This is a genomic window from Microbulbifer maximicatervae (SeqCode) (assembly GCF_052468295.1).
The window spans coordinates 1,460,686-1,476,594 of the sequence record NZ_CP174340.1 but is presented as its reverse complement, the minus strand read 5'-3'; the positions used below and the strand labels follow the sequence as shown (position 1 = coordinate 1,476,594).

Annotated in this window: 15 protein-coding genes; 5 read left to right on the top strand and 10 right to left on the bottom strand. The window is 53.2% G+C overall.

The features are described 5' to 3' along the window. Nucleotides 1–13: 13 nt before the first annotated feature. The 8 genes from ACJJIQ_RS06805 to ACJJIQ_RS06770 form a co-directional block, all read right to left on the bottom strand. On the bottom strand, nt 14–277 hold the full coding sequence (locus ACJJIQ_RS06805) for a hypothetical protein (RefSeq protein ID WP_444908100.1): 264 nt from the start codon (nt 275–277) through the stop codon (nt 14–16). Between the two features lie 64 nt (nt 278–341). Next, complete coding sequence (gene cysG, locus ACJJIQ_RS06800) at nt 342–1,736, bottom strand: siroheme synthase CysG (RefSeq protein ID WP_445364100.1); 1,395 nt, start codon at nt 1,734–1,736, stop codon at nt 342–344. 92 nt (nt 1,737–1,828) lie between these two features. Next, nucleotides 1,829–3,112, bottom strand: a complete 1,284-nt coding sequence (serS, locus tag ACJJIQ_RS06795) for a serine--tRNA ligase (RefSeq protein WP_282933066.1) — start codon at nt 3,110–3,112, stop codon at nt 1,829–1,831. Between the two features lie 47 nt (nt 3,113–3,159). Continuing rightward, entirely contained in the window at nt 3,160–3,534 is a 375-nt protein-coding gene (gene crcB, locus ACJJIQ_RS06790; RefSeq protein ID WP_282933067.1) for a fluoride efflux transporter CrcB, read from the bottom strand. A gap of 23 nt (nt 3,535–3,557) precedes the next feature. Further along, complete coding sequence (locus tag ACJJIQ_RS06785) at nt 3,558–4,901, bottom strand: replication-associated recombination protein A (RefSeq protein ID WP_413662219.1); 1,344 nt, start codon at nt 4,899–4,901, stop codon at nt 3,558–3,560. After that, entirely contained in the window at nt 4,894–5,505 is a 612-nt protein-coding gene (gene lolA, locus ACJJIQ_RS06780) for an outer membrane lipoprotein periplasmic chaperone LolA (protein WP_282933069.1), read from the bottom strand. Before lolA ends, ACJJIQ_RS06785 begins: the two co-directional genes overlap by 8 nt. A gap of 93 nt (nt 5,506–5,598) precedes the next feature. After that, the gene (locus ACJJIQ_RS06775) at nt 5,599–7,941 is read right to left on the bottom strand and encodes a DNA translocase FtsK (protein WP_444957879.1); all 2,343 of its coding nucleotides are present in this window, start codon (nt 7,939–7,941) and stop codon (nt 5,599–5,601) included. A gap of 226 nt (nt 7,942–8,167) precedes the next feature. Next, nucleotides 8,168–9,223, bottom strand: coding sequence for a methyltransferase domain-containing protein (locus ACJJIQ_RS06770; RefSeq protein WP_282933071.1), 1,056 nt, complete (start codon nt 9,221–9,223; stop codon nt 8,168–8,170). 410 nt (nt 9,224–9,633) lie between these two features. On the opposite strand from ACJJIQ_RS06770, the gene trxB reads away from it, so the two are divergent. From trxB to infA, 4 genes are all read left to right on the top strand, one after another. Continuing rightward, on the top strand, nt 9,634–10,581 hold the full coding sequence (trxB, locus tag ACJJIQ_RS06765) for a thioredoxin-disulfide reductase (protein WP_444917332.1): 948 nt from the start codon (nt 9,634–9,636) through the stop codon (nt 10,579–10,581). 88 nt (nt 10,582–10,669) lie between these two features. Continuing rightward, nucleotides 10,670–11,362 carry a leucyl/phenylalanyl-tRNA--protein transferase gene (aat, locus tag ACJJIQ_RS06760; protein ID WP_444959403.1) on the top strand — a complete coding sequence of 231 codons (693 nt, stop codon included), beginning with the start codon at nt 10,670–10,672 and terminating at the stop codon, nt 11,360–11,362. Then, nucleotides 11,355–12,074, top strand: a complete 720-nt coding sequence (locus ACJJIQ_RS06755; protein WP_444957880.1) for an arginyltransferase — start codon at nt 11,355–11,357, stop codon at nt 12,072–12,074. The genes aat and ACJJIQ_RS06755 overlap by 8 nt, the downstream gene beginning before the upstream one ends. Nucleotides 12,075–12,199: 125 nt before the next feature. Beyond that, the gene (infA, locus tag ACJJIQ_RS06750) at nt 12,200–12,418 is read left to right on the top strand and encodes a translation initiation factor IF-1 (protein ID WP_010130378.1); all 219 of its coding nucleotides are present in this window, start codon (nt 12,200–12,202) and stop codon (nt 12,416–12,418) included. A gap of 96 nt (nt 12,419–12,514) precedes the next feature. Here the strand turns inward: infA and clpA are convergent, their stop codons facing one another. Together clpA and clpS are read right to left on the bottom strand one after the other, a co-directional pair. Further along, complete coding sequence (clpA, locus tag ACJJIQ_RS06745) at nt 12,515–14,794, bottom strand: ATP-dependent Clp protease ATP-binding subunit ClpA (protein ID WP_413662223.1); 2,280 nt, start codon at nt 14,792–14,794, stop codon at nt 12,515–12,517. Nucleotides 14,795–14,928: 134 nt separating this feature from the next. Continuing rightward, complete coding sequence (gene clpS, locus ACJJIQ_RS06740) at nt 14,929–15,309, bottom strand: ATP-dependent Clp protease adapter ClpS (RefSeq protein WP_413662224.1); 381 nt, start codon at nt 15,307–15,309, stop codon at nt 14,929–14,931. Between the two features lie 265 nt (nt 15,310–15,574). Here clpS and cspD point away from each other — a divergent pair, with 265 nt between their 5' ends. After that, entirely contained in the window at nt 15,575–15,874 is a 300-nt protein-coding gene (cspD, locus tag ACJJIQ_RS06735; RefSeq protein ID WP_413662225.1) for a cold shock domain-containing protein CspD, read from the top strand. The last annotated feature ends 35 nt before the right edge of the window (nt 15,875–15,909 follow it).

Sequence of the window (15,909 nt, the reverse complement as noted above, 5' to 3'; positions counted from 1 at the left end):
AGGGACGCTAAAGTCAGGCAGTCTCATCGAGAATTGCAAAAGACAGAAACGTGGTGAAGAAGGCAAGACTCACAACGAAAGGCAGCACTGGAAAGCACAACATCAGTGCCGCCGATGTAATCCAGAGATTTCTCACCCAACTCTTCTTTTGCTGGTAGTGGTAGGTGTAGCGCCGGGTGTGACTGTCTAGCTGTGCAGGAATTGCTATTTCACGGACCGGTGGGAGAAAAAAGCGCACAGCATTGGTGCAATAAAAGCGAATAAATGCAAGCAGCATATTGAACACCACTCTGAGAGTACCTTTTCAGTATAGGTACTCTCGGCGTCATTGGGTGCCTGCCTTAATCCTCTCGATTAGGCTGATACCACTGAAGCTTTTCATGCAAGCTCACTACCCCACCAATGATGGTGAGTGTTGGCGCTCGAACTTCACTGTTTTCAGCAAGGGCCGGCAAGCTGCTCAAGTCACCGACAACTACTCGCTGGTCTCGCGTAGTGCCCTTTTCAACCAAGGCAGCCGGCGTATTCACATCGAGCCCGTGTTTAATCAATTCAGCACAAATAGTTTGTAACCCCGTAAGCCCCATATAGAAAACCAGGGTTTGTGCTGGGCCCGCAAGTTCTTGCCAAGGGAGGTCCAACTCACCCTCTTTCAGGTGCCCGGTAATAAAGCGCACAGATTGAGCGTGATCCCGGTGAGTCAGTGGGATACCAGCGTAACTGGCGCAACCAGAGGCCGCAGTGATTCCCGGCACTACCTGAAAGGGAATCCCCGCCTCTGACAACTTGTCTATTTCCTCACCGCCTCGACCAAAAATAAAGGGATCGCCTCCCTTAAGTCGCAAAACTTTTTTACCTTGGCTGGCCAAATCTACCAACAGCTGATTGATATCGTCCTGTGGCACCGCGTGGAAAGCCTTGCGCTTACCCACATAGATCCGCTCTGCATCCCGGCGCACCAACTCCATCACTTCCGGTGAAACCAGCCGATCGTAGAGCACCACATCCGCCTGCTGCATCAAGCGCAGTGCGCGAAAAGTCAGCAGGTCTGGATCTCCCGGACCTCCACCTACCAGGTAAACCTCACCCACCGGATTCGGGCTCCCCTGCCAGTCTTGAAGCGCATCCACCAGCGCCTGCTCGGCATCTGCTGGTTGCCCGGCCTCCATGCGGTTGGCAACGGGGCCGGCAAAAACCCACTCCCAAAAATTCTTGCGCCGAGACTCTGGAAGCGCTGCCTTAACCCTATCGCGCATCCCTGCCGCCAAAGTTACCAGCGGTCCCAGCCCCGGCGATAGCAGGGCTTCGAGCTGAGCCCTGATTCTGCGCGCCAGTACTGGAGCCGCGCCACCACTGCTGATGCCGATCGATAGATCTCCCCGCTCCACAATGGCCGGGAAAGTAAACGTGCACAACTCTGGCGCGTCCACCGCATTGACAGGTAGGCGCTGAGCCTGGGCATCGGCTGAAACCTGTGCATTCACGGACTCACTATCAGATGCAGCAACGACCAGCCCCGCTTTCTGTAAATACTCGCTCGAATAAACTGATTGAAACCATTCCCCACCAGAATCAGTCACCATTTGCTGAAGCTCATCGGTAATTTCCGGGGATACCACCAATATCCGTGCACCCGCTTTGTGCAATAAGCGAGCTTTACGGGTGGCAATGGAGCCGCCTCCAACAATCAAACAGGGATGATCTTTGACATCAAATGCGAGGGGTAAATAACGCAACTTCTTATTCCATCAAATAGCGGGCAAAGTGAAACTCATTACTACAAACAAAAAAGGGCGAACTCTACGCTCGCCCTTTTGGAGTGCTACGCTCAGGAAGCTGAGATCACTTCCTGGCCTCGCATATAGGGCCGCAATACTTCCGGCACCTCAATACTGCCATCCTCGCGCTGGTAATTTTCCAGAACAGCGATGAGGGTACGACCCACGGCAAGGCCGGAGCCATTCAGTGTATGCACCAATTCGGGCTTATTGGTTTCCGGGTTGCGCCAGCGTGCCTTCATTCGGCGCGCCTGGAAGTCACCTACCAGGGAGCAAGAGGATATCTCGCGGTACTTATCCTGGGACGGAATCCAAACTTCAATATCGTATGTCTTTCGAGCAGAGAAACCGATATCGCCACCGCAGAGAATCACTGTGCGGTATGGCAGGTTCAGCTTCTGCAAAATGGTCTCCGCATTTTGCGTCAGGGTTTCCAGTGCCTCTTCAGACTGATCCGGGCGCGCCACCCAAACCAGTTCTACCTTTTCAAACTGGTGCTGGCGAATCATGCCACGAGTGTCGCGGCCGTGAGAGCCAGCTTCAGAGCGGAAGCAGGTAGTGTGAGCAACCAATTTATGCGGCAGGCTAGCACTGTCTTCAACAATATGATCGCGATACATATTGGTGAGGGGCACTTCCGCAGTCGGGATCAGGTAGAAACCACGATCATCCTCGAGCTTAAACAGGTCTTCCTCAAATTTAGGCAGCTGGGAAGTGCCGTACAGGGAATCAGCATTCACAACAACCGGCACATTGGTTTCCTGGTAACCATGCTCTTCGGTGTGAGTATCCAGCATAAACTGTGCCAACGCGCGATGCAGACGCGCAACATCACCACTCATTACCGCAAAGCGGGAGCCGGTTAGCTTCACTGCCATCTCGAAGTCAAGGCCACCAAGGTGTGTGCCCAGGTCTACGTGGTCTTTAACTTCAAAGTCAAAAGTACGCGGCTGGCCCCAGCGGCGAACTTCTACATTATCGTCTTCACTCTCGCCTTCAGGCACTGAGGCATCCGGCAAGTTGGGAATCGCAGACAAGATTGCATCCAGCTCTCCCTGCAATTCTGTCAGTGCATGTTTGGCATCTTGCAACTCACCTCCGAGGGACTCCACTTCTTTCAAAAGCGGGGCAATATCTTCACCATTCGCCTTGGCACGGCCGATATTTTTCGACTTGCTATTGCGCTCGTTTTGCAAACTCTCGGTGCGCACCTGCAATTCTTTGCGGCGTTCTTCAAGGGCTTCAAGTTTGGCAGTATCCAGTTCTACACCGCGCTTTTTCAGGGCAGCGGCCACCTGGTCCATATCCGTGCGAATCAGTTTGGGATCGAGCATCGTTTCCAGTTCGCCTGTTATCAGGCTCCTACAACAGAGAAGTTAAATTAAAAATACCGTGTCGCCAAAGCGACAGCAGCAGCGGTGGCCAACAAACAACCAACAAGGCTGCCAACAATATAGCCAAGGGCCACCAGCGGCTGGCCATTGTGCCACAGTATCAGGCTTTCGAGGGAGAAAGTGGAAAAGGTTGTCAGTGCGCCAAACATGCCGGTCATCAACAGTAGACGCCATTCCTCCCCCAACATGGCGCGGTGAGCGATCAGTACATAAACAATACCGATCAAAAAAGAGCCTGTTAAATTGACAATGATGGTTCCTAGCGGAAACCGACCCTCAAATACCGGAAAGCTCCAGATACTCACCAGGTGGCGAAGAACTGCCCCAAGTGCGCCGCCCAGGGCGACTGCCAGCCACTGCATTTAGCTGCTTCCTTTCTATCTATCTATTTAGAGTTTCTGTAACGCTGCCTGTCACTCTCGCGATTTAGTCGGCGCAGAGTCTGCAATTTTTCTGAAATTTTTAACTCCAGCCCTCGGGGAACCGGCTGGTAGTACTCGCGCTCGGCAATCTCTTCGGGGAAGTAATTCTCTCCCGCAGCAAAAGCATCGGGTTCGTCGTGGGCGTAGCGATACTCCGCACCGTGGGACAGGCTTTTTGCCAGTTTGGTAGGGGCATTGCGCAAATGCACTGGCACTTCATAACTGGGCTCGCGACGAACATCCGCCACGGCACGATTGTAAGCGGAGTAAACCGCATTGCTTTTTGCCGCAACCGCCAGGTAAGTAATGGCTTGGGCAATTGCCAGCTCGCCCTCGGGGCTCCCCAGTCGTTCCTGCACATCCCAGGCATTCAGCGACAATTGCAAAGCCCTCGGGTCCGCATTGCCGATATCTTCGCTGGCCATACGCACGACACGGCGAGCGATATATAACGGGTCGCAGCCTCCATCCAACATCCGCACAAACCAGTAGAGCGCCGCATCCGGGTCAGACCCCCGCACTGATTTATGCATGGCGGAAATTTGATCGTAAAAATAATCGCCGCCTTTATCAAAACGGCGAACATCGGCACTGAGCACCTCGGCGAGCACGTCTTCATCGACAATCAGTCGCCCGGCCTCCTCTTTGGCCAGGTCGCAGGCCACTTCCAGCAAGTTCAAAGCACTGCGGGCATCCCCATCGGCAGCCCGGGCAATCTTACCCAACACTTCTTCGGGAATGTTGACGCTCCGCTCGCGCAATTGCTGGTCGGTTTGCAGGGCGTAGCGCAGCAACCCCAACAACTCCTCTTCGGGAATACTGCGCAAAAGATAGACCCGACACCGGGACAGGAGCGCATTGTTCAACTCAAAAGCCGGGTTCTCCGTAGTCGCCCCGACAAAAGTCACAGTGCCCTCCTCCACGTAGGGAAGGAAGGCATCCTGCTGAGCCTTATTAAATCGATGCACTTCATCGACAAATAAAATAGTGTGTCGGCCCGACTGTATCCGGTGCTGCTCAGCTTCGGCCACCGCCTGACGAATATCTTTCACTCCGGCGAGTACCGCAGACAGTGTGGCAAATCGAGCATCGCACTCTTCTGCTAGCAACCGCGCAAAAGTGGTTTTACCCACACCGGGAGGGCCCCACAAAATCATAGAGTGCAGCTGGCCGCGCTCTACGGCCTCCCGCAGAGGTTTGCCCTCCCCCAATAAATGCGACTGGCCCACATAGTGGGCCAGGGAATTCGGTCGCATACGGGCCGCGAGGGGTTGGTGGGTTTTGGGAGTATCGAACAGATCACTCATCTTTAATAATGTCAGTACCGGCCGGGGGCTTAAAATCAAATATAGAAGCGGATAGTTTTGGATTCGCCTCCATACCACTGAACTGAATTTCAGTGGTTTGTCCCATACCATCGCGCACGGTCATTGCCGACGGCAAGCCATTTTTGGCAAATCGAATTTCCATGGCTTTAAAAGGGGCCGAGGGGTTCTTGGGGGTCAGGTGATAAACCCCTTCTTTCTGGCTCACATTAAACGAGCCCCGAATTTCCTCTACTTTGCCCCCCAGCAATAGGGCTGGGGTATCCTTAATACGGGCATCCACTGGGCGAACTGTCACCTGCTCCAGATCCGGATCGTACAGCCAGAGCGTCTTGTTGTTTGTCACCAGTAACTGGGGGTAAGGCTCACCGGTTTTCCAGCGCAATTTGCCCGGGCGCTGCACAGAAAAGCTACCATTGCTCTTCTGTGTGACCTCACCGCGCTCGTCGATCAATGTCTGTTTGAAATTACCCGAAATCGCCTCCAACGGCTTGAGTAAATCGCTCAGGTCATCGGTGGCATCAGCCCAGGCCGCGCTGGCGGTAACACTGATTGAAAGCAGCAGACCCTGCAGAATTCTTTTCATAGTGGAGTCCCAACGTATTGATTTCCTTAAAGATTAACCCCGACTAAGTGAACAGTGGCTTAACCCGCCACTGCTCCAAGGGCCAAACTCCTATCAGGCTGGCGGCGGTGCCAGCACCTCTCGATTGCCGTTGTGGCCCGCCGCAGATATCACCCCAGCAGCCTCCATGGCGTCAATAATTCGAGCCGCGCGATTGTAACCAATCCGCAGCTGACGCTGCACAGAGGAAATTGACGCCTTGCGGGATTTAGTGACGAAAGCTACGGCTTCGTCGTAGAGCGCATCGGCTTCAGGGTCTTCATCCTCACCGCCTTCAGACTGTAATCCAGGCACGGGAATACTGTTATTACTATCGTCGACAATACCATCGATATAATCAGGCTCACCGCGACGGCCCCAATCCGCGACAACTTTATGCACTTCGTGATCGTCGACAAAAGCGCCGTGGACACGAACGGGAACACCACTTCCAGGCGGTAAGTACAACATGTCACCATGACCGAGCAGCTGCTCCGCGCCGCCCTGGTCGAGGATTGTGCGGGAGTCCACCTTGGACGAAACCTGGAAACCGATTCGAGTAGGTACGTTGGCTTTAATCAAGCCGGTAATAACATCCACCGACGGACGCTGGGTTGCAAGCAGTAAGTGGATCCCAGCTGCACGGGCTTTTTGTGCGATTCGCGCGATCAGTTGTTCGACCTTTTTACCGACAATCATCATCATGTCGGCAAATTCATCAATCACGACAACAATGGCAGGCAGTGCTTTCAGTGCCGGTGCGGTTTGTTCATCTTCCGGCACGCTGGAGGCGGGATCTGGCTGCCAGATAGGATCGATCAGCGGCTCCCCGGCCTCTTCCGCTTCTTTCACTTTGCGGTTAAAGCCTGCGAGGTTTCTCACCCCCATTGCCGCCATCAACTTGTAGCGGCGTTCCATTTCTCCAACACACCACCGCAAACCATTGGCGGCATCGTTCATATCGGTGATGACCGGGGTCAACAAATGTGGAATGCCCTCGTACACCGAGAGCTCCAGCATTTTTGGGTCCACCAGAATCAGGCGGACCTCATCGGGCGTCGATTTGTACAGCAGGCTCAACAACATAACGTTGATACCCACAGATTTACCCGAACCGGTGGTACCCGCTACCAGCAAGTGAGGCATTTTGGCCAGATCGGCCACCACCGGCTGACCGGAAATATCGTGACCGAGCGCCAGAGTCAGCGGCGATTTGGCATTATCGTAGACATCTGCCGACAGCACTTCACTGAGGCGCACCATCTGTCGATTTTCGTTAGGGATTTCAATACCCACAACCGACTTGCCTGGGATTACCTCAACCACACGCACACTGATCACCGCCAGTGAGCGCGCCAGGTCTTTTGCCAGATTGGAAATCTTGCTCACCTTTACGCCGGGAGCTGGCTGAATTTCAAAGCGGGTTACTACCGGCCCCGGCAGAACAGATACCACTTCGGCAACAACACCGAAGTCTTTCAGCTTAAGTTCCAGCAGGCGCGACAGCGCTTCCAGGGATTCCCGGGAGAAGCCGGCCTTCTTGTTTTGATCTGCTGGATCGAGAAGACCCAGCGGCGGCAGGGCTCCAGTAACCGGGCCACTTTTGAAAAGCTCTCGCTGTTTTTCCTTTGCTGCCCGAGGACTCTGCTTCGGCTTGGGGGCTGCGGGCTCAATCTTCGGGGGAATTCGTTTGGCAACTCGCTGCTTCTCTTCCTCCACAGCGGCCTTGCGCACGACGATCGCCTCTCTGGCCACCCTCCGCTCATTGCGCTTTTGGCGCCAGCGTTGATAGAAACTGCCCAGCAAGGCAAAAAAGCCGAGCACATTCTTGCCGATTGCCTCTGCCAATTTGAGCCACGACAACCCCGTAAAAACAGTGACACCGATAGCAAATATCGCCAGCAGTAAAATGGTTGCCCCTACATAGCCGAGGCTAGAACCCAGGGCAGAAGCCATCGCGCTGCCGATGATGCCCCCGTTGGTAAACGGCAACGGGTTTTCTGCGGGATCAAAACAAAGAGTCGCCATTGCCGCCCCGCTGACAAGAACCAGCAGCAGACCAAATACTCTCAATGCAAACAGCGGTAAATGGAAGCGGGCATTGCGATCGCGAAGAATGTGATAGGCCCGCAGACCAATCAGCAAGGGGAACAGGTAAGCCATCCATCCGAGCAATGACAAACACACGTCTGCCAGCCAAGCACCGGCTGGGCCAATGGCATTGTGCACTTGTTGGGAACTGCCAGTTTGCGACCAGCCCGGATCTTCTGCGCTAAAGCTTAACAGGCTAATGGCGAGCAACAGGGCACCAGCCAGCAAACTGATCAGGGCCCCCTCGCGAACGAGTCGGGCGATCAATGAGTCTGGCAATGCATTGCTCTCTGCAGGGCTTTTTTCAGTTGCGCTTTCGGCCTTCAATGGCTTACCTCAATAATGCTGTACTTTTTATGTCTACATGAACTTGGCGGTGTCTACCTGGGGCCTGAATCCCCATGCCGCCTGACAAAATTCTGTATTGCTTACAGAAGAAAGCAACTCAATCAGGCTATTTTACAATCTACGCTTTCAGATTGCGCCTTACGATCCCTGACACCAAGTAGTTTTTTGTTGTTTGGCGGCAGTATCGGAAAACCTGGAGCGATTCCTAGCCAGTATTCTCTTCTAAATTTATCGGTTTGTACGTGCGATAGATGCAATTTGGAATCATCATCGAGATATCTTGCCCTGAATCCTCCCAGCAAACCTCATCAATAATCGCCTGGGTAACTCTCTCGCGGAGGTAACTATTCAGAATTTCCAATTTGTATTGATCCCCGCCCAACTCTGTTTTTAATTTGTCTTGAGTACTATCCCGGTAATAGGTTCTGGATACCCGCTCTGCTTGCGAAAAGCCTGCATCGCTGAGCAATTGTAACAACTGGTCTTCCCGCAAAAAGAACCGATCCAAGAGCAACGATTCACGGTGTGTCAGCGCTGACAGTTTTCGCTTTTGGGCACACAGTAAATCTTGGACCCCGGCAGATGCCGGCATCAAGTCCCAAACCAACAGCGGACCTCCCGGCTTCAAAACCCGATAACACTCCTGGAGAACCAGGGGCTGATCTTTATAAGGCACTTCGTGCAGGCCCATTCTGATTGCCACAGCATCAAATAATTCACTGGGATATGGCAAGTTTCTTCCATCCCCTATAGTGATATCGGCAGCTAGCAATTGAATATTTGGGTCAAGGTTTTCAAGCTGCGAAGGGTGGGAATCGCACAAGCTACATTGAATAATAACCCCATGAGCTTTGGCAAACTTAAGCAGGTAGCTACTCAGGACTCCCCTTCCACACATCAAGTCGAGAACTCGACAACCATTGCTGAGGCCCAGCGCCATAGCAAACTTCTCGAGTTCTTCTGGCTCACCCGCGCAAGTAACCGCCCCACCTCCTGTATCACCATATCCATCAGAGACAATTTCACAGCGTATTTGCAAGTTGAGCGCGGTAAATAGATCCAGCAGGTGGGGTGGGCCATGTAAGCTCGCCCGGTGATCGCCATCGGGCTCCAGATCAATGGAAAAACGCAACGAATAACTATCGTCGATAATTTCGGCTACGAAAGCCTGGGCCTCCTCACTAAGGGTCAGAAAAGTTTTAGGATGCCCCAACTGCTCTCGCTTCAGGTTTAAGGGTATGAACTTTCTTTTGTAGCGCATAACGATCCTCAACCCACTGGGGTTTGGGCACTTACTCGAAGTCACTGGCCTCTATGACGCTCACACACTCAATACATCTAACAGTCCGTAATTTTAATTTGTGACACCCCATTCTCCCCCTAGCAGTGCCAGCAGCAGCTGCCCCAGATTGGAACTTTTTTACATTTTTCCAGCTCTTACGGCCAGCTATGGCGCAAACTCCGATTTGAGCCAAACCTCTAGCCAGGTCAAAGAGAGTTGAATAGGTACGATCAATCGAACAAATTAAGGCAAACTATTTCGCCGAATGGTAAATATCGCCTATTATATCGCCCAATTTAATAGTCTCGCCTGATCAAAAAATGGACGGGCATATGGACTCCCAGCCCATTGGGTAAACTTCGCAAATTGAGAGTTTTAAAGAGTACTTCATGAGCAATAACCATCATCGACTGATCATCCTCGGCTCAGGCCCTGCCGGCTACACCGCGGCTATCTACGCTGCACGGGCAAACCTGAACCCGGTTGTTATCACTGGTATGCAACAGGGTGGGCAGCTGACCACCACCACTGAAGTCGAGAACTGGCCGGGTGGTATTCCGGAGCTTCAAGGTCCGGACCTGATGGTGCAAATGCAGCAGCACGCAGAGCGCTTCGAGACAGAAATCATCTTCGATCACATCGAATCGGTTGACCTGAAACAGCGTCCTTTCACCTTGAAAGGCAACGAAACTTACACCTGTGACTCGCTGATTATCGCCACTGGCGCCTCAGCTCAGTACCTGGGCCTACCTTCTGAGGAAGCCTTCCAGGGGCGCGGTGTCAGCGCCTGTGCGACCTGTGACGGATTCTTCTATCGCGACCAGAAAGTTGCTGTTGTCGGTGGTGGCAACACCGCCGTAGAGGAGGCCTTGTACCTCTCCAATATCGCCAGTGAAGTGACCCTGATTCACCGCCGCGACGAGCTTCGCGCAGAAAAAATCCTTCAGGACCGCCTGATGGATAAAGTGGAAAACGGCAATATCAACGTCTGCTGGCACAACACCCTGGACGAAGTGCTCGGTGACGACAACGGTGTAACTGGGCTGCGCCTGCGCAACACCCAGGACGACACCACTTCAGAGCTGGACGTTTCCGGTGTGTTTATTGCTATCGGTCACAAACCGAATACCGGCATCTTTGAAGGCCAGCTTGAAATGAATGGTGGTTACCTCATTGTGGAGAGCGGCCTGAACGGCAATGCCACCCAGACTTCTGTTCCCGGTGTATTTGCCGCAGGTGACGTATCCGACCATATTTACCGCCAGGCGGTAACTTCTGCGGGTACCGGCTGTATGGCCGCCCTGGACGCCGAGCGCTTCCTCGACGCCGAGAAGTAAGCCAAATCCCCGGGCAGAGCTTTTCTGCCCGGTATCCCCCTCTACCGACAGGAGTCAGATCGTGGCAGGGAACACCCAAAGCCGCCTGATGTGGCTCGACCACACCGTTATAGACTTTCCCCCAACTGAATTCGCACTGGATGACCCCAATGGCTTGCTGGCAGCCGGAGGAGATCTGACTCCCGAGTGGCTGGTTGAAGCCTATCAAAGAGGGGTCTTCCCCTGGTATTCAGATGACCAGCCGATCTTGTGGTGGAGCCCCTCCCCTCGCTGCGTGGTTATCCCGCATAACTTTCGTATTGGCCGCACTTTGCGCAAAGTATTGCGCCGAGGAACCTTTTCGGTCACCTTCGACCAAGCCTTTCCCGAGGTAATTGAGGCCTGCCGCGCCCCCCGGGCGGATGAAACCGGCACATGGATCACCGATGAGATGTGCGACGCCTATATCGACATGCACCATCAGGGGTTTGCCCACTCAGTGGAGGTTTGGCGCGACGGTCAACTCGTTGGCGGACTCTATGGTATTGCGCTGGGGCGAGTGTTCTTTGGGGAGTCGATGTTTCACCGGGAGACAGACGCCTCAAAAGTCGCTTTTGTCCACCTCGTTCGGCAATTAGAATTGTGGGGCTGCCCACTGATCGACTGCCAGGTGAGCAATCCTCATCTCAGCAGCCTTGGGGCAGTGGAAATGTGTCGTAAGGATTTCGAACAACTGCTGGCAGACGGCGTTAAGCAGCCGCCTTTCCCGCAGCCCTGGAAGCTTTCGTGGACTTATGGGTAAATACTCTCAGCTGGATTCAGTGCGCCTACTGGCCACCCTGCCCCACCCCTGCGGTTACCTGCCGGATCGGGAGGCAACAACGGTGTTTGTCGATCCGCAAACAGAAGTGGATCAGCGTCTGTACAACCGTCTGTCAGAGCTGGGATTCCGGCGCAGTGGTGCCTACCTCTATCGCCCCCAGTGCGCGACCTGTCGCGCCTGTATACCGGCTCGCGTACCTGTGAGCCTGTTTGTCCCCGACCGCAACCAGAGACGCTGCTGGAAGCGCAACAAGGACCTGGACATATTCCATATCGAGTCCATCGATACAGATGAGCATTACGAACTCTACGCCCGCTATATCGAGCAGCGCCACGCCGATGGGGAGATGTACCCGCCCAGCCGGGAACAATACCGCAGCTTCCTGAGTCAGGCTTGGGGGTCTACTCGCTATATTGAGCTAAGAGCCCGCGGCAAGTTGGTGGCAGTGGCTGTAACAGATATCCTGACTGCCGGGTTATCGGCGATCTATACTTTCTTCGATCCCGATGAGGACAAACGGAGCCTGGGCAGTTACTGCATCCTCTACCAGATCGAATGGGCCCGGCGCTTGGGACTATCTAATCTCTACCTGGGGTACTGGATTGAGAAGTGCCACAAAATGGCCTATAAAAGCCAATTTCGCCCCATCGAAATGCTAAAAGAAAACCGCTGGAGCCTTAAATCGCTCTAGTTCAACACACTCTCCCTTTGCTCTATCTTGCCTTTTCGTGCAAAATGCTCGCCCGTCAAGCCGCGGCTAGGCCAAAGAGCCTCCGGGGTAAAGGTCTGATCAAGTTATTGTAAGGTTGCTGCCGCATGGCAAAAGACGATTATATTGAAATGGAAGGCGAGGTGATCGACACCCTGCCGAACACCACTTTCCGCGTAAAGCTGGAAAACGGACACGTGGTAATTGCGCATATCTCTGGAAAGATGCGTAAAAACTACATTCGCATTCTCACCGGCGACAAGGTGAAAGTGGAGCTGACTCCATACGACCTGAGCAAGGGCCGCATTACGTACCGCGCGCGCTAATTCGCTCAGAGGCCAAATTCCGCAAGGCAATTTGACCTGAAATAAAAAAGCCACCTCTCGGTGGCTTTTTTATTGCTTGGCTGAAGCTAATTTACTTTAGGCGGGCACCGCCGTTTTAATCGCCAGCTCATCATCTTCAATAGTGACGCAAACACGCCCACCCTCTTCTGCCAACTCACCAAAGAGCACGGCTTCTGCCAGAGGCTTGCGCAGCTTGTCGCGAATCAGACGGGACATAGGCCTCGCACCCATCTTCTCGTCATAACCCCGCACCGCCAACCACTCTCGAGCCTCATCATCAACGACCAGTGTCACCTTGGAGTCATCCAACTGGGCCTGCAACTCAACGATAAACTTATCCACCACCGTCTTCACGACATCCAGAGGCAGAGAACGGAATTGAATAATATTATCGAGGCGATTGCGGAACTCCGGGGTAAACATCTTCTTGATCTCCTCCATTCCATCTGTGGAGTGATCTTGATGGGAAAAACCGATTGAACGACGGCTCATCACCTCAGCGCCCGCATTGGTTGTCATAATCAGGATGACATTGCGGAAGTCCGCTTTGCGGCCGTTGTTATCAGTTAGAGTACCGTGATCCATCACCTGCAAAAGCAGATTGAATACTTCGGGGTGTGCTTTCTCAATTTCATCGAGCAGCACAACACTGTGAGGGTGCTTGGTAACCGAGTCTGTCAGTAAACCACCTTGGTCAAAACCCACATACCCAGGGGGCGCGCCGATCAGGCGGGAAACCGTATGGCGCTCCATATACTCAGACATATCGAAACGAATCAGCTCGATACCCATCACCTTCGCCAACTGTCGGCAGAGCTCTGTCTTACCAACTCCGGTGGGGCCCGAAAACAGGAAGGAGCCGATGGGTTTCTCTTCAGAACCCAGACCGGCACGACTCAGCTTAATCGCCGTACCCAGGGCATCAATCGCGCTGTCCTGCCCAAACACCACCATTTTGAGATTGTCATCCAGACGTGATAACTGCTCCTTGTCAGAAGCAGACACGCTCTTGGCAGGTATTCTCGCCATCTTGGCGATAACCATCTCAATCTCACAGACCCCAATAACCTCTTTGCGGTCCTCTTCAGGCAGCAAAGATTGGTAGGCTCCTGCCTCATCAATTACATCAATGGCCTTATCTGGGAGGAATCGCTCGGTGATGTGACGACTGGATAGCTGCGCAGCAGCATCCAAAGCTCCATCGGTAAAGCGAACCTTGTGGTGATCCTCAAAGCAGCTTCTGAGCCCCTGCAATATTTGCACGGTCTCTTCCACTGAGGGCTCACTGACATCGATCTTTTGAAAACGGCGCGACAGCGCGCGATCTTTTTCAAAGATACCGCGATATTCAGTAAAAGTAGTGGAGCCTATGCAGCGCAATTGGCCGCTGGAAAGTAGCGGCTTAAGCAGATTGGAGGCATCCATGACGCCTCCTGAAGCGGCGCCGGCCCCGATGATGGTGTGGATCTCATCAATAAACAGTACGGCGTGCTCACGCTTCTTGAGTTCCGCCAGCAGCGCCTTAAAGCGCTTCTCAAAATCACCGCGATACTTGGTTCCTGCCAACAGGGAGCCGAGATCCAGAGAGTAAATAGTGCTCTCCTTCAAAGGTTCGGGGATATCCTCATCGACAATACGCCGTGCCAAGCCCTCAGCAATTGCCGTCTTGCCGACACCGGACTCACCCACCAACAGTGGATTGTTCTTGCGGCGACGAGCGAGAACCTGCGTGACACGCTCCACCTCAGGTGCACGCCCCACAAGCGGATCAATACGGCCAAGAATTGCCTCTTGATTGAGGTTGGTGGCGTAGCTTTCCAGGGGGTCGGAACCACCTGGCTCAGCGCCCCCACTAATTTCCTCATCTACCTGCTCAGGTGCAGTATCGGAACCGTGATGGTGATTATTACCACTGGAGCCAACGCGGGAAATTCCGTGGGTGATGTAGTTAACTACGTCTATCCGGGCAACACTCTGCTGCTTCAAGTAGTAAACAGCCTGGCTCTCCTGCTCACAAAAAATGGCGACCAGGACATTTGCCCCTGTAACTTCCTTTTTACCGGATGACTGGACATGGAATACGGCCCTCTGCAGGACCCTCTGGAAACCCAATGTCGGCTGGGTTTCTCGATCTGTATCGGCCTCCGGGATCAACGGTGTTGTGGAGTCCACAAACTCCAGGAGTTCACGGCGCAATGCACTTAAATCCGCCCCGCACGCATGTAGAACATCTGCTGCGGATTCGTTATCCAAGAGCGCCAGCAATAGGTGCTCAACGGTCATGAATTCATGCCGTTTCGCTCGAGCACCTTTGAACGCTAGATTAAGCGTTACCTCTAAGTCCTTGCTGAGCATCTAAACCTCAAACCCTAATCGCCAATATTTCCCGCCGACTCCGCTGGTAGGCGCGCACCCTTCGCCGGCGTTTATATCCTGGCTGATTCCCTTCAGGTGACGGGACCCTTTGTTCAAAGCAGTTTTTGTCAGAATCAATCCTCTTTGCTTTCGTCCGCTTCAATTTCACATAACAGGGGATGCTCATTCTCTTGAGCGAACTGATTGACCTGTGCGGCCTTTGTCTCCGCTATATCCCGAGTATAGACACCACACACTGCTTTTCCCCGTGTGTGAACCTGCAACATTAACTGTGTGGCGCGCTCCCGGTTTACTGAAAAAAACAACTCCAAAGTCTCAACAACAAAATCCATGGGGGTGTAGTCATCATTGAGCATAACGACTTTATACATCGGCGGCCGCTTCAGCTGCGGCGGCGCCTCCTCAAGGGCCAACCCACCATCGAAATCATCGAAGTACGGGTTGTCTCCATCGGAGTCACTGGAGCTTAGTTTAATGATTCGCGAAGTACTCATAACAATTATCAATGAATTCTATCGAGCCTGAAAATTGCACCCAATGCAACCTTCAATGACGTGACATTGTAACCTTATTTGACCTTTGACACAGCGGTCAGCGGGGAACCTTGACAATCCCCCAGCTGTTGACTACAAGAGGTAGTGACCGCTACATCAAACGTTAGTCGCAGATAGGATCGCAGCCGACTAACCAGCAGGTCAAATAAATATAAAAACTCTGTAAGGTGGCCAGGGGCCACTCAGGCAATTAGAGGGAATCGTTATGCCTACCGGTACTGTAAAGTGGTTCAACAACGCTAAGGGATATGGGTTTATTCTTGCAGATGAGGGAGGGGAGGATCTGTTCGCGCACTATTCCGCAATTCAGATGGAAGGCTACCGAACCCTGAAGGCCGGCCAGCAAGTCACCTTCGATATTATTCGGGGAGACAAGGGCTACCACGCTGCAAATATCTCCGCATTGACCTCCGAAACCACTTCACCCAACACTTCGAGCAAAAGCGAATCTGATGCGGTACACACAGAAAAGTCGAGGGAGAAGGAAGCGGAAGCTGTCGGCTAAGCGAGCCCAGCAAACAGACAATAAAAAAGCCCTTC